Here is a 13764-nt window from a genome sequence, read left to right as displayed (position 1 = left end):
CGCGGGAACACAATTCCCGCACCGGCCCCCCGGTTCCTGGCCGCACGGGCCTTCCGTACTCTTCGCACGTCCCCTCCGCCGGGGGAAGTCCTCCGGTCAAAGCTCCCACGGAAGCCGAGAGTTCTGCTGATGACCGACAGCGCGGTGGCCGAACTGTGCCGCCTGACCGTACGTGCGCCGAGCGTCTCCGTCGACCTGGCCGTGCCCGCCGACGTGCCCGTCGCCGACCTGCTGCCCACCCTGCTGCGCTACGTGGGCGAGGAGGCCGAGGAGGCCGGACTCGACCACGCCGGCTGGGTGCTCCAGCGGCTCGGTGACGCCCCGCTCGACGAGGAGACCACCCTGGCCCGCGCCGGGCTCGCCGACGGCGCGGTGCTCTACCTGCGCCCGCACACCGAGGCGTTGCCGGAGGCCCGGCTCGACGACCTGGTGGACGGCATAGCCGACACCGCGGGACGGCGGCTGCACACCTGGCACCCCGGGGCCGCCCGCGGCTTCCTGGTGGGCTCCGTGGTGGCGACCGTGGCGGCCGCCCTCCTGCTGGTGCTCTGGCCCGGGGTGACCAGCGCCTCCGGCGGCTCCCGGGCCGCCTGCGCGGCCGTGACCGGCCTGCTGCTGCTGGCCGGCGCGGGCTCGGCCAGCCGCGCGGTCGGCGACCGGCTCTCCGCCACCGCGCTCGGCCTGCTGGTCGCGCCCTGCCTGGCCCTGGCCGGCTGGCTGCTGCCCGGCGGCGACCTGACCGGCCCGGACGCCGCCCGGGTGGCCGGCGCGCGGCTGCTCGCGGCCGGCGCGGCGGGCGCGGGCGGCGCGGTCCTGGCGCTCGCCGCCACCGCCGTCGGCGCCCCCGCCCTGCTGGCCACCGCGGTGGTCTCGGTGGCCACCGCGATCGCCGGCGCGCTGATCGGCTACACCGGCCTGCACGTGCCCGCCGCGGCGGCGCTGGTGTCCACGGTGGTCGCGCTCGCCGCCGGGGCCGTGGCACCGTTCGCCTTCAAACTGGCCGGCATGCGGATGCCCGCGCTGCCGTCCTCCGCCGCCCAGCTCCAGGAGGGCATCGAGCCCTACGCGGGCGACGAGGTCGCCGAGCGCACCGAACTGGCCGGACGCTGGGTCACCGCGCTCTTCGCGGTCACCGGCATCGTCGCCGCGGCCGCCCTGGTCGTGCTCACCGAGCGACCGAACCTGCCCGAGGTGCTGACCTCCCTCACGCTGAGCCTGCTGCTGCTCCTGCACTCCCGCGGCCTGGTGCACATCGGGCAGCGGCTCACCCTGACGGTGCCCGGCCTCTGGGGGCTGCTGCTGCTCGCCCGCGCCTGGGCGGTGGACAGCGACGGGGACGGGCGCGTGGTGGTCTTCGCGGTGCTGCTGGGCTGCGCGGCCGCCCTCGTCGTCGCCGCCTGGACGGTGCCCGGCCGCCGGGTGCTGCCGTACTGGGGCCGTGCCGCGGAACTGGCGCACACCGGCCTCGCGGTGGCGCTGCTGCCGCTCGCCCTCTGGGTGGCGGGGCTGTTCGGCTGGCTGCGCGGCCTGTTCGGCTGACCGTCCCTGACGCCGCGACACGTAGAAGGAGTTGAGGAGAGGCCGTGCAGTCCAAACGCGACCAGGTACACGCCCACAGTTTCATGATGGGCAGGCTCAGCTCGGGCCTGCTGATGGCAGACCCGGACGCCCCGGAGAGCCCGCTCGGGCGGACCACCCGCGGTGTGGTCTTCGGCGTCCTGGTCACCGTCCTGATCGGCGCGGGAGCCACCGTGTACGGTCTGCTGCGCCCCGGCGGGAACGACGGCTGGCGCGACGGGGAGCACCTGGTGGTCAACCGCGACACCGGCGCCCGGTACGTGTGGACCGGCACCGACGGTGTCCTGCACCCGGTGCGCAACTACGCCTCGGCCCGGCTGATCGGCGGTGCCGAGCTGCCGACCGCGGACGTCCGCACCCCCTCCCTGAAGGACGTCCCGGTGGGCACCCCGGTCGGCATCCCCGGGGCCCCGGACGCGGTGCCCGAGCCCGGCTCGCTCGACGACGGCGCCTGGCACATGTGCGTCACCGGGCCCGAGGGCGCGCTGCCCGACACCTCCGGTGCCGTGTCCGGCACGGGCGTGGACAAGCCGGGCGCCACCACCGTGGTGGCCGGGGCGCCCGTGGACGCCCGCGGCATCGGCGGCGACCGCGGCGTTCTGGTGAGCGGCCCCGACGACACCGAGTACCTGGTGTGGCGGGGCAGCAGGCTGCCGCTGGACGGCGATTCCGACGCCCGCAACGCCCTCGGCTACGGCTCCGAGCGGCCGATGCCGGTCTCCGCCGCCTTCCTCGACGCGCTGGCGCCCGGACCCGCCCTGAAGTCGCCCGAGGTGCCGGGGCGCGGCGAGGAGGGCCCCGAGATCGGCGGCGAGGCCAGCCGCATCGGCCAGCTCTTCAAGGTCAGCGTGCCCGGCGGCGGCAGCACCTACCACCTGCTGCGCGAGGACGGCCTGGTGCCGCTGACCCGGCTCGGCGCCGCCCTGGTGCTCGGCGACCCGGCCACCCAGGAGAAGGCCTACCAGGGCAGCTCGCCCGAGGTGCGCACGGTCGGCGCGGACGCCCTGCGCGAGCACCGCGCGAAGGACTCGGGCACCGCCGGCTCCGCGGAGCTGCCGGACGCGCCGCCGGTCCCGCAGTCCACGCCGCGCGGCACCGCGCTCTGCGCGCAGGTGGACGGCGGCGACGGCGGCGCCCGGATCAGGTCGGTCCTGGTCCCGCTGACCGGGCTGGCCCCGGTCGCGGTGTCCGAGGGCACCGCGCAGCCGCTGGAGGAGGCCTGCGTGCCCACGGACGCCACGGTCGTACGGCCGGGGCACGGCGCCCTGGTACGGGCCCTGAACGCGAGCGGCGCCGCGCACGCCGGCACCACCTATCTGGTGGCGGAGAACGGGGTGAAGTACCGCGTCCCCGGGAAGGACGCGCTGCAGGCGCTCGGCTACGGCACCGCGGACATCGGCTCGGTCCCGGCCCCCCTGCTCGCGACCCTCCCGACCGGCGCGGACCTGGACCCGGCGGCCGCCTCCGGCGCCGCGGAGCCCGGGGTCACGGCTCCCGAGTGCGGGACCGGGGACGGCGAGGCGGAGGAGCGCGAGGCCGCCGGGAAGACGGACGGGGCGGACAAGGAAGAGGCGGCGGACGCGGCGGACACCGCGGGCGGCGCTTCACGCGGCTGACACAGCCGGCACTCCGGAACAGCCGACATTTCGGAACGGAACAAGGCGAGGGACCCGAAGGGCGCCGCGGAAAGCGAAAAGGAACCGGGGCGGTATAAGCGCGGACCGAACTCGGGCGCCGACGGCGCCGTTCGGCGGAGTCGGCGTGCGCGCGGACAGGAAGGCGAACCGCATCGGCAGGGAAGGCGAATCCTCAAATGAAGCTCAAGAATTGCGGGTGGCCGCACCGTGGAATGCGGCGGGCGCGCACGCACCCGAAACGGGCTTCACGATGACCGTTCGGTCTCTTTCCGTGCCCGTTCTCCGCCCGTATCGCGCGCGAACCCGGGAACCTGCACGTCGCGCTTCCGCGGCGGCCCGGCGTGCGTGTTCATCCCCCTGCAACCTGATCACAACTGCATTGCCACACACGACAATTCCGCCGGGCTGACCGATGCTCAAATGTTCCCGGCACGCGTTGCGCGGAACCCTCGGTTCTCTTTAGCCTCAGCGGGCAACGGTGCGACGAGAGCTCGAACGAAGGGAACACGTCATGGCGGACAGTGCCGCGAGGAAAGCGGACTATGCCAAGGGCTTGGGGGGCGTCTCGTCCCTGGAGTCGGCCCGGGACCAGGTCGAGAAGATCCAGAACAACGTCGCCGAGATCGCCGCGCGTTCGGGCGTGGGCGGTGACGAGGGCCAGGCCCTGCTGAAGCTCTTCCGCAGCTGGAACGCCGAGGCGCAGAAGGTCGTCGTCCAGATCAGCAAGATGGTCGACGCGCTCCAGGAGAACGTGACCTCCGCCAACCGCCTGGCGCAGGAGAACCAGGACCTGACCGAGGTCCTCAACAGCAAGACCAGCCAGGGCGTCTTCGAAGCGCTGCGCTGACCCACCCCCCACGCGGCGCCGGCCCCCTTGCGGTGAGGCCGTACCCGTGAGCTTCCCCGGGCCCCGCGCCCGGGCCCCCGAGAGGAGACGTCATGGCCGACGGCATCATCGACGTGCAGTACCCCAAGGTCCGGCAGGCGGTCGAAGAGCTGATGGACCAGACCCAGCAGATCATCAAGACCCTCAACAACCTGGAGGACGAGCTGAAGCCGCTCGTCATGTCCTGGGAGGGTGCGGACCAGCAGACGTACCGCGAGGTCCAGGCGGAGTGGGACCAGGCCACCAAGAACATGGCCCTGCTCCTCGGTGACAACGGCGAGCTGATCAGCACCATCCACGACAACCACTCCCGTGACGAGCGCAGGAGCGCCGACAACTGGGGCAGCGTGCGGGCCCGCTAGGCCCGGTCCTCCCGCTCGCCGCTCCGGGAGCAGGCCCCGGCGTCCGGAGCGTGCGAGTGGAAGGCGCCGAGCCGCCCGCACGGCGGTCCGTGCGGGCGGCTCGGCCCCCGTTCCGGGGCGCCCCGCCCGGCAGGCTCCCCCGGGCGCCCCGCCCGAAGGGCCCCGGGCGCCCCGCAGTGTTGCAGTCCCCCGGGCGGCCGCCGGGCCGCCCCCACCCCGTCCGTCCGGCACCAAGCGGCAGGAGAACGTCCCATGGCCGGTGAAAAGGCCGACGTCAAGCACTTCGACCTCAAGCAGATGGAGAACTTCCGGGACCACGAGGTGCAGCCGGTGTACACCGCGGCGAAGAAGCACCGCGAGGACGGCGACGGCGCCCACATCCGCCCGCTCGGCCACCTCATCGACGGGCACACCACCCCGGACAACCTCGCCCAGGACAAGCAGCTGTTGCGCATCGGCAAGATGGTCACCGAGCCCCTGGTCTCGGGGCCGAAGCTGATCGAGGGCATCCGCACCGCGGCCGAGGCCGTCGACAAGCTGCTCGGCGACCAGATGGAGCTCTTCAAGGAGCTGCAGGAGGCCCTCACCGAGACCATCGAAGAGGCCAACAAGACCAAGGACAAGAACCTGAGCGCGATCGACGCCCAGACGCTGCTCCAGACCTTCGACGAGGTCGACACCCTCACCTCCGGCAGCACCGACGACCCGGCCGAAGGCTCCTGACCCCGCGCCGCACGCGCCGACGGGGGCCACGGCCGCCCGGCGCACCCGTGTGAGACAACCCCGGCAGCACCCCCGTACGAGGAAGCGGTGCGCCGGAACGGACGACAAACGACCAGAAAGGGCGCCCGGTGGCCGATCGGTACGATCCCAACTCCGGCACGAACCTCGACAAGTTCGACAACGCCGGTGACCCGTCGAGCGACACCTGGGCCACTCTGGTCACCCACATCACCGGCTATCCGGTGCCGGACCGCAGCACCATCTTCGACACGCTCCGCTCCGACCACGGCGGCAAGCTGTTCCGGATGGACATCAAGGAGCGCAGCCTCGGCCTGCTCGTCAAGGACTCCGGCTTCCTGCAGAACAAGGGCGAGGACTACGACATCTGGTTCTTCGACGGCGGCAAGAAGCGGTCGATCATGCAGGCCCGGATCGTCTTCGAGGGCCGTGTGAAGGCCGGCGACGAGGTCCTCTTCGCCGACATCAACGCCGACCGCGTCGAGGACGCCCAGGTCCGTGAGGGCAACGAGTTCACGGACTACAACAAGGACAAGATGAGCACCATCCCGCTCGCCCGGTACATGAACGGGCCGCGGACGGCGCTCCTCGAACTGCTCGGCGGCGGCACGCAGAACGCGCGGTTCAGCAACCTGGGCGTGGGCGGATCCGACGTGGTGGACCTGAACTCCTTCAACACCACCGGTGAGTCCTTCGACTTCGCGGCCAAGTTCTTCAAGGACCACGCGACGGTCCTCAAGGACTGGGAGGACCGCTTCGGCCGGGACGACGCGAGCTGGAAGGGCGAGGCGGCGGAGGTCTTCCGCAGCCTGCTGAAGAAGGTCCGCGAGAACTACGACGCCTACGTCGAGACCTTCAACTCCGAGGTCACCGGCGGCGGCACCGGCCAGACGGTGTACTCGCGCGCCCTGTCGATGGGCCGCCAGTACCTGGAGGAGTCCGCCAGGAAGCTGCTGGAGGCCTGGATGACCTGGGCCAAGTCCCCGTACTACGACCCGCACCGGGTGCTGCGCTACGTCCTGGACGACCTCGCCCAGTGGGTGGACACGGACAACGTCGCCAGGACGGAGATCACCTCGACCACCACCCGCTACGGCACCACCGTCCGCCACAGCCCGCAGGTCGGCTTCTCGCAGACCCACCCGGAGTACGGCGACCTCACCGACATCGCCAACTGGGCGAAGGTCGGCGACAAGGCCGTCAAGATCTGGAGCCAGGGCGTCGACGAGTACCTGGGCAAGCCGGCCGCGCAGGTGCAGTCCGACCTGAACAACCACTTCCTCGACCTCAGCAAGGACTTCACCGAGAACGTACCGAAGCCCAAGTCCACCGGCACGGCCTCGGAGGAGTACGAGGAGAGGAAGCTGGAGGAGGAGAAGGAGGAGATCGACCGGCAGAACGAGGAGAACCGCAAGTACCAGGACGAGCTGCGCGAGGAGCAGGAGCGCCAGCGCGAGGAGGACCGCAAGTACCAGGAGGAGCTGCGCGAGGAGCAGCGGCAGCAGCGGGAGGAGGACAAGAAGTACCAGGACGAGCTGCGTGAGGAGGCGAACCAGCAGCGCGAGGAGGACAAGAAGTACCAGGACGAGCTGCGCGAGGAGGCGAACCAGCAGAAGGAGGAGGAGCAGAAACTCCAGGACGAGTTGCGTAACGAGGCCAACCAGCAGCGCGAGGAGGACAAGCAGTACCAGGACGAACTGCGCGAGGAGCAGAACCAGCAGCGCGAGGAGGACAAGAAGTACCAGGACGAGCTGCGTGAGGAGCAGCGCCGCGAGCAGGAGGAGGCCAAGCGCGAGGCCGAGGAGCAGGCCAGGGCGATGGAGGAGAGCCTCGGCGGCATCAACGACCCGAACGCGGTCAACGAGCAGTCGCTCGGCAACCTCGACGACCTGCTGAACCAGAACAACGCCGTGACCACCGAGAGCCTCGGCGACCTCGGTGACGTGAACGGCCAGAGCGGCGACGACCGGCAGGCGGTCACGGGCGACGGTGCGCCGCTGACCCAGACCCTCGGCGGTCTCGGTGCCCTGGGCGGCGGCCCGGGCGGGACGAACAACTCCGCGAACGACGCGGTCACACAGAGCCTCGGCAACCTCGGCGGCCTCAACAACGGCACCGGCGGCAGCGGTCTGAAGACCCCGACCGGCGGCAGCACCCAGCTCGACGGGGGCCAGCTCACCACCGACTTCCCGGACGGCAGCAGCACCTCCTTCGACCCGGACAGCGGGGTCCTCACGACCACCCACCCGGACGGCTCCGTCACCACGCAAAACCTGGGCGACGGCCTGAAGGTGACCAACCCGGACGGTTCGGTGACCTCCCTGGGCGACGACGGGAAGCTGACGACCACCTTCCCGGACGGCACCACGCAGACGGTCGACCCCTCGACCGGCCAGGCCACCACCACCGATCCCGACGGTTCCACCACCACGACCGACCTGGGCAACCTGGGCAACCTCAACGGCAGCCTCGGCGGGGACGGGGTGCTGGACACGCCGACGGGCGGCAGCACGGAGCTGACCAGCGGCGGCGGTCTGACGACGGACTTCCCCGACGGCAGCAGTACGACGTTCGACCCGGACAGCGGGCTGATGACGACGACGCACCCGGACGGTTCGGTCACCACCGCCGACCTGGGCGACGGGGCCACGGTGACGAACGCCGACGGTTCGGTGACGTCCCTGGGCGACGACGGGAAGCTGACGACGACGTTCCCGGACGGCTCCACGCAGACGGTCGACCCCTCGACCGGGCAGGCCACCACCACCGACCCGGACGGCAAGGTCACCACCGAGAGCCTCGGCAACCTGGGCAACCTCAACGGCAGCCTCGGCGGGGACGGGGTGCTGGACACGCCGACCGGCGGCAGCACGGAGCTGACCAGCGGCGGCGGTCTGACGACGGACTTCCCCGACGGCGGCAGCACGACGTTCGACCCGGACAGCGGAGTGATGACGACGACGCACCCGGACGGTTCGGTCACCACCGCCGACCTGGGCGACGGGGCGAAGGTGACCAACCCGGACGGTTCGGTGACGTCCCTGGGCGACGACGGGAAGCTGACCACGACGTTCCCCGACGGCTCCACGCAGACCGTCGACCCCTCGACCGGGCAGGCCACCACCACCGACCCGGACGGCAAGGTCACCACCGAGAACCTGGGCAACCTGGGCAACCTCAACGGCGGTCTCGGCGACCTGGGCGACCTCGGGGGCATCAACGACGACGTGATCACCGAGACCATCGGCGACCTGGGCGACCTCGGCGGCTTCAACGCCGACCGGTCCGGCCTGGAGACACCGACCGGCGCCCGCACGATGCTCGACGACGGCGACTTCTCCACGCTGTTCGAGGACGGCAGCAAGGCGTCGTTCGACCCGGAGAACGGGACGCTGACCACCACCGACGCCAACGGCGAGACCACGACCACCGACCTCACCCACGGGGCGAAGGTCACCAACCCGGACGGCTCCACCACCGTCCTGGACAACGGCATGCTGACCACCACCTTCCCGGACGGCAGCACCCAGGTGATCGACCCGGACACCGGCATCGCCACCGTCACCGACCCGCAGGGCAACACCGAACGGGTGGACCTGAACGACCTCAACACCTCCGGTCCCGACACCTCCGGCCTCGGCTCGCTCGGCAGCCTCGACAGCTCCGGCCTGCTCGACGGCCTCGGCACGGGCGGCGGCGGAGGCGGCGACGGCATCACCTCCCAGCAGGTGTCGGCGTCCGAACTGGGTCTCGGCTCCGGCAGCGTGGGCGGCGGGAGCGGTGCGGGCAGCGCGGGCATCGGCGGCGGACTCACCGGGTCGGGCTCCTCCCCGGACGGCCTGGGAGCCGGCGGGGTCGCCCCGCTCTCCGACAGCGCCTCCACCCCGGGCACGGGCGCGCCGCTCGCCCCGGTGGCCGGCGCCCCCGGCGCGCCCGGCATGCCCGGCTCACCCGGCATGCCCATGGGCGGCATGGGCGGTATGGGGGCCGGCGCGGGCGGCGAGCGGGGCAACGGCGAGCGGGTGCGCGCCGTCCTGGTCGACGCCGCGGAGGAGAGCGAGCGCCGCAACCGCAGGCGGCGCAACCCCTGGCACCGCCAGGAGGACAGCGACACCTTCCTGTCGCCGGCCTCCCGGGTGTCGACGACCGGCGGCGACTCGCAGGAGGAGGAGGCGGAGCCGCGCCGCAACGCCACCACCTCCGCCGACTACCTGGAGGAGGACGCCGACGTGTGGGGCACCGAGGACGGCGGCACCCCGGCCGTCATCGGACGATGACCGGCGCGGGGCGGCGCCTCCCCCGCCGCCCCGCCCGCACCACCCCCGCCCGGCTCACATGCGGGCGGCCCCGGCCCTGATCGCCTCGCGGATGCGGACGTAGGTGCCGCAGCGACAGATGTTGCGCAGGCCGTCGAGGTCGGCGTCGGTGATCTCGCGGCCCTCCTCGGCGACCCGGCGCACCAGGGCCACCGCGGCCATGATCTGGCCGGGCTGGCAGTAGCCGCACTGGGCCACGTCCCGGTCGATCCACGCCTGCTGCATCGGGTGCAGCTCCGCCCCGACGGTGGCCGGCAGCCCCTCGATGGTGGTCACCTCGTCGGTGGGCCGCAGGTCGCCGACCGGGACCGCGCACGGGTTGACGGCCCGGCCGTTGAGGTGGCTGGTGCACGCCTTGCAGACGTTGATGCCGCAGCCGTACTTGGGGCCGGTGACGCCGAGGACGTCGCGCAGCACCCACAGCAGCCGCTCGTCGTCGTCGACGTCGACGGTGACCTGTTCGCCGTTGAGGCGGAAGGTGTGCTCGGGCACGGGTTCTCCAGGAGGGTCAGCGGACGTGGTCCAGGCCGTCGACGGGGGACGCGGGGACGGGCGGGACGGTGGGCTTCGGCTCGAACGACAGCGTGCCGTGGTTGATGGGGAACACCGTCGGCATGGTCCCGGTGGCCCGGCCGTGGGCGCAGGCGACGGCGGCCATCGACGCGGCGACCCCCAGCTCTCCCGCGCCGCCGGGTTTCCCGGTGCTGGGCGGCATGACGACGATGTCCAGCTCGGGCGGTGTGTTCCACTGCCGGGTGTAGAAGTAGTTGTCCCAGCTGGCCTCCAGGAAGTACCCGTCGCGCAGGTGGAGGCTGGAGGTGAGGGCGAGGGCGATGCCGTCCATGACGCAGCCCATCATCTGGGCCTCCAGACCGCGCGGGTTGACCGCGAGCCCGGCGTCGACGGCGAGGACGGCCCGGGTCACGCGCGGCCCGGCCACCCCGTCGCGCACCGGCCGGTTCACGGTCTCGGGGCGGCAGTCGATCTCCACCAGCACCGCGCTGACCGAGTGGTACTCGGAGTGGAACGCGATGCCCTGCGCGGTGCCCTCCGGCATGGTCCGGCCCCACTGCCCGACCTCGGCGACCTTGTCCAGCGCGGCGCGGGCCCGGTCGTCGCGCAGGAAGTCGTGCCGGAACCGGTACGGGTCCCGGCCCATCCGCTCCGCCACCCGGTCGACGAGGAGTTCACGGGCGCAGGTGACGTCGGGGGAGTAGACGTTGCGCATGCTGCCGGTGTTGAAGCTCTTGTCGGTCTCGCTCAGCAGCCGGCTGTGGACGCCGAAGTCGTAGGGCATCGACTGGGACAGCTGGAAGAACGTCTCGGAGAAGCCGATGTCGCCCACCGGGAGTCTCGCGGCCAGGGCGGTGAAGATCTCGCCGAGTCCGTGGCCGAGGTCGGTGGCGACACTGGTGTGCCGCTGCCGGTAGCCGAGGACGGTGTCGCCGAGGTAGGCGATGCGCGCCCGGGAGACGGCCATGGGGTGGGTGCGGCCCTGGCGGGAGTCGTCGGCGCGGTGCCACATCAGCTTGACCGGTTTGCCGGTCCTCCGGGAGACCTCCACGGCCTCCAGGGCGGCGTCGTGGAACAGCTTGCGGCCGAACGAGCCGCCGCCCTCGGTGACATGGACGGTCACCGCGTTCAGCGGCAGGCCGAGCCGGGCGGCGATGGCCTCCTTGGCGACGATCGGCGCCTTCAGGCTCGCCCACACCTCGGCGCGGTCGGGGCGTACGTCGGCGATGGCGCAGTTGGGTTCCAGGGCGCTGTTGCTGCGGAAGTGGAAGGTGAACGAGCCTTCCACGTGGGGTGTCAACGGCGGTGGCCCGAGCGGTATCTCGGCGGCGCGCAGGGTGCGCAGGACGGACGCGTCGGACTTGCCGGCCGCGGTGCCGGGCCGCCAGTCCACGCGCAGGGCGCGCACGGCGTCGACGCACCGGCCGAAGGTGCGCGCCCGCACCGCCACCCCGGTGGAGATCACGACGACGTCGGTGACGCCCGGCATGCCGCGCACCTCGTCGAGGTTGGCCACCGATCCGACCCTGCCATTGATGGTGGGCGGCCGGCACACCATGGTCGGCAGGGCGCCCGGCACCTTCAGGTCCATGGTGAACGTCTTGCGTCCGGTGACCGCGGCGAGGGCGTCGACGCGGGTGTGCGGCCGGCCGATGACGGTGAACTCCTCGCGGGGCTTGAGGTCCACGGCCACCTGCCGGGTCCGTGTGCTCGCCGCCCGCGCGGACAGCGCGCCGATGCCGGCGCTGCGGCCGCCGGGACCCGTCACCGTCCCGTCCTTCAGGGCGAGTCCGGTGACGTCCGTGCCCCAGGCGGCGGCCGCCGCCCGGAGGAGCCGGCCGCGGGCGACGGCGGCGGCCACCCGGATCGGGGTGTACGTGGAGAAGGTCGTGTTGGAGCCGCCGGTGAGCTGGTTGAACAGCAGCTCGGGGCGGGCGTCGGCGAGGGTGACGCGCACCCGGTCCACGGGCACGGACAGTTCCTCGGCGATCAGCATGGCGGTGGAGGTGGTGATGCCCTGGCCCACCTCGGCGCGCGGCAGCGCGAAGGAGACCGTGCCGTCCTGGTTCACCTCGACCGTGATCAGGCCGGACGTGGGCAGGGCCGCCGCCGTCATCACGTCGTTGAGGTCCACGAGTTCGGTGATCTCCGGCGAGGGGATCCCGGACGCCGGACCGTCCGCCGCGGGGACGGCGGCGTGCGCCCCGGTCGCGGGGCCGAGTTCGGCGGCGGCCGTCAGCGTCGGTGCCGCCAGTACGTAGCCGAGGAACCGGCGTCTGCCGAGGGTGCGCGGTTCCTCCTGTCCGCCGGCCCCGGCGGGGGGCGGTCCGGTCGTTCCGTCACTGCGCGAAGTCGTCATCGTCCCGTCTCGGTCGGTCTCGGTCGGTCGTGTCCGGTGCCGTCGCGGTGGCGCGGGGTCCAGCCTGGGCCAGACGGGGCCCCGCGCGCCAGGGTGCGGGTGGTTCAGGAGGGGCGGTTCGTCTCGGGGATCTCCAGGTGGATGCCGCGTCCCTCGGACAGGAACAGCAGCACGAACCGGCGGATGGCCTCCTCGACGGTCCAGGCGGCCTCCGGGACCAGCGGCAGCGGGATGAGGCCCTCGCGGAAGGCCACCAGCAGCGGCCAGGCGGCGCTGATCAGCGGCTGCCAGAACGGCTCCCGGTCCAGTCCGATCAGGTCGCCGGTCCGGTTGCCGAGCGTGTACCGGGAGAAGGCGTTGATCAGGGGGCGGGTGAGTCCGGCGTCGAGCTCGGCGACGATGTCGAGGAGCAGTTCGGTCAGCTTGTCGCCCTCGGGCGTGGAGGCCAGGATCGGGTCGAGGACCTGCCGGGACTGGGCGTTGGCCTCGTCCCACGAGTTGGGGATGTACTCGTCGAGGACGCCGAGCATGTGGGCGGTGACCTGCCACACGTGCAGATAGCCGTCCGACTCGGCGGTGCTGACCGGGATGCCCCAGTCTTTTATCTTGTGCATGACAAACGTGGCCAGGCTGTGCCAGGTGACCATGACGTCGGCCTGGCTGATCGGGATGGTCTGCCCGCCGCTGGTGGCCGACCAGCCCGGCGACTGCGGCAGCAGGTGCCGTACGGCCGCGTGTACCAGCCGGGTCTTCACGGCGGTCACGATCATCCCGCCCTGCGGCTGGTAGGCGTCCAGGTCCCCGACGTCGTACCCGAGCCGCGCCGTCTTGGCGATGCGGTCCTTCATGTCCGCGCCGCCCTTGGAGTAGTAGACGGCGCGCGCCTCCCGGGGGATGGCCGTGCTCATCAGCCCGCTGCCCAGCCCGTACAGGGCGCCGGTGTAGATGCCCTTCTTCTTGGTGAACCGGGCGGCGGCCGCCAGCTTGTCCCTGTCCGTCCAGGAGGGCAGCCGGCGCGCGTGCTCCATGAAGTCGCGCAGGTCGCCGGGGAGGCCGTCGGGGAGCGGCTGGTCGTTGCGGGTCCACTTGCGCAGCGCCTCGTTGGCCTTGGCCACGTCACCGCGCTCGATCACGGCGGCGAGCACCGGGTCGGCCTCCTCGTCCCAGACCCAGTCGGGGTCGACCCCCGCTCCCTTGCCCGCCACCGAACCGCTCGGCGCCCAGGTCCACAGGGACCTGGCCCGGGCCGGCGAGGCCGCCCCCAGTGCCCCGAGCGCTCCCAGCGCTCCTCCCGTGACCAACATCCTGCGCCTGCTGAGTCCGTCCATCTGTCCTGTACTCCTTCGTGAGGGGTGCCGTGATCGGAACGTCG

The 13764-nt window shown here is 72.4% G+C and carries 9 protein-coding genes; 6 read left to right on the top strand and 3 right to left on the bottom strand.

Translation table 11 applies throughout. The features are described 5' to 3' along the window. The first annotated feature begins 129 nt into the window (after positions 1-129). From eccD to FHX78_RS07580, 6 genes are all read left to right on the top strand, one after another. Complete coding sequence (gene eccD / locus FHX78_RS07605; RefSeq protein WP_145866697.1) at positions 130-1539, top strand: type VII secretion integral membrane protein EccD; 1410 nt, start codon at positions 130-132, stop codon at positions 1537-1539. Positions 1540-1583: 44 nt separating this feature from the next. Next, positions 1584-3194 (top strand): type VII secretion protein EccB, encoded by a 1611-nt coding sequence (eccB, locus tag FHX78_RS07600; protein ID WP_145866696.1) that lies wholly within the window; start codon positions 1584-1586, stop codon positions 3192-3194. A 532-nt stretch (positions 3195-3726) separates the two neighbouring features. Continuing rightward, a complete protein-coding gene (locus tag FHX78_RS07595) occupies positions 3727-4062 on the top strand; it encodes a hypothetical protein (RefSeq protein WP_142192605.1) in 336 nt (111 codons plus the stop codon). Between the two features lie 92 nt (positions 4063-4154). Then, the gene (locus tag FHX78_RS07590) at positions 4155-4463 is read left to right on the top strand and encodes a WXG100 family type VII secretion target (protein WP_145866695.1); all 309 of its coding nucleotides are present in this window, start codon (positions 4155-4157) and stop codon (positions 4461-4463) included. Between the two features lie 252 nt (positions 4464-4715). After that, positions 4716-5186: a type VII secretion system-associated protein gene (locus FHX78_RS07585; RefSeq protein ID WP_145866694.1), complete on the top strand. Its 471-nt coding sequence runs from the start codon at positions 4716-4718 to the stop codon at positions 5184-5186. A 128-nt stretch (positions 5187-5314) separates the two neighbouring features. Next, positions 5315-9481, top strand: coding sequence for an AAWKG family protein (locus FHX78_RS07580; protein ID WP_145866693.1), 4167 nt, complete (start codon positions 5315-5317; stop codon positions 9479-9481). Positions 9482-9535: 54 nt separating this feature from the next. Here the strand turns inward: FHX78_RS07580 and FHX78_RS07575 are convergent, their stop codons facing one another. From FHX78_RS07575 to FHX78_RS07565, 3 genes are all read right to left on the bottom strand, one after another. Further along, positions 9536-10012 carry a (2Fe-2S)-binding protein gene (locus FHX78_RS07575; protein ID WP_145866692.1) on the bottom strand — a complete coding sequence of 159 codons (477 nt, stop codon included), beginning with the start codon at positions 10010-10012 and terminating at the stop codon, positions 9536-9538. 16 nt (positions 10013-10028) lie between these two features. Next, positions 10029-12392 (bottom strand): molybdopterin cofactor-binding domain-containing protein, encoded by a 2364-nt coding sequence (locus tag FHX78_RS07570; protein WP_145866691.1) that lies wholly within the window; start codon positions 12390-12392, stop codon positions 10029-10031. Between the two features lie 104 nt (positions 12393-12496). Then, positions 12497-13720: an oxygenase MpaB family protein gene (locus tag FHX78_RS07565; RefSeq protein ID WP_145866690.1), complete on the bottom strand. Its 1224-nt coding sequence runs from the start codon at positions 13718-13720 to the stop codon at positions 12497-12499. Positions 13721-13764 lie beyond the last annotated feature (44 nt).

The sequence above is a fragment of the Streptomyces capillispiralis genome, from assembly GCF_007829875.1.
Lineage (GTDB): Bacteria > Actinomycetota > Actinomycetes > Streptomycetales > Streptomycetaceae > Streptomyces > Streptomyces capillispiralis.
Note: the sequence above shows the minus strand (reverse complement) of the source record. Positions and strands in the feature narration are given on the sequence as shown.

Bases quoted from the DNA above. Each gene is read 5' to 3' on its own strand.
- eccD (WP_145866697.1), top strand. From the start codon at position 130: ATGACCGACAGCGCGGTGGCCGAACTGTGCCGCCTGACCGTACGTGCG.
- FHX78_RS07595 (WP_142192605.1), top strand. From the start codon at position 3,727: ATGGCGGACAGTGCCGCGAGGAAAGCGGACTATGCCAAGGGCTTGGGG.
- FHX78_RS07590 (WP_145866695.1), top strand. From the start codon at position 4,155: ATGGCCGACGGCATCATCGACGTGCAGTACCCCAAGGTCCGGCAGGCG.
- FHX78_RS07585 (WP_145866694.1), top strand. From the start codon at position 4,716: ATGGCCGGTGAAAAGGCCGACGTCAAGCACTTCGACCTCAAGCAGATG.
- FHX78_RS07570 (WP_145866691.1), bottom strand. From the start codon at position 12,392: ATGACGACTTCGCGCAGTGACGGAACGACCGGACCGCCCCCCGCCGGG.
- FHX78_RS07565 (WP_145866690.1), bottom strand. From the start codon at position 13,720: ATGGACGGACTCAGCAGGCGCAGGATGTTGGTCACGGGAGGAGCGCTG.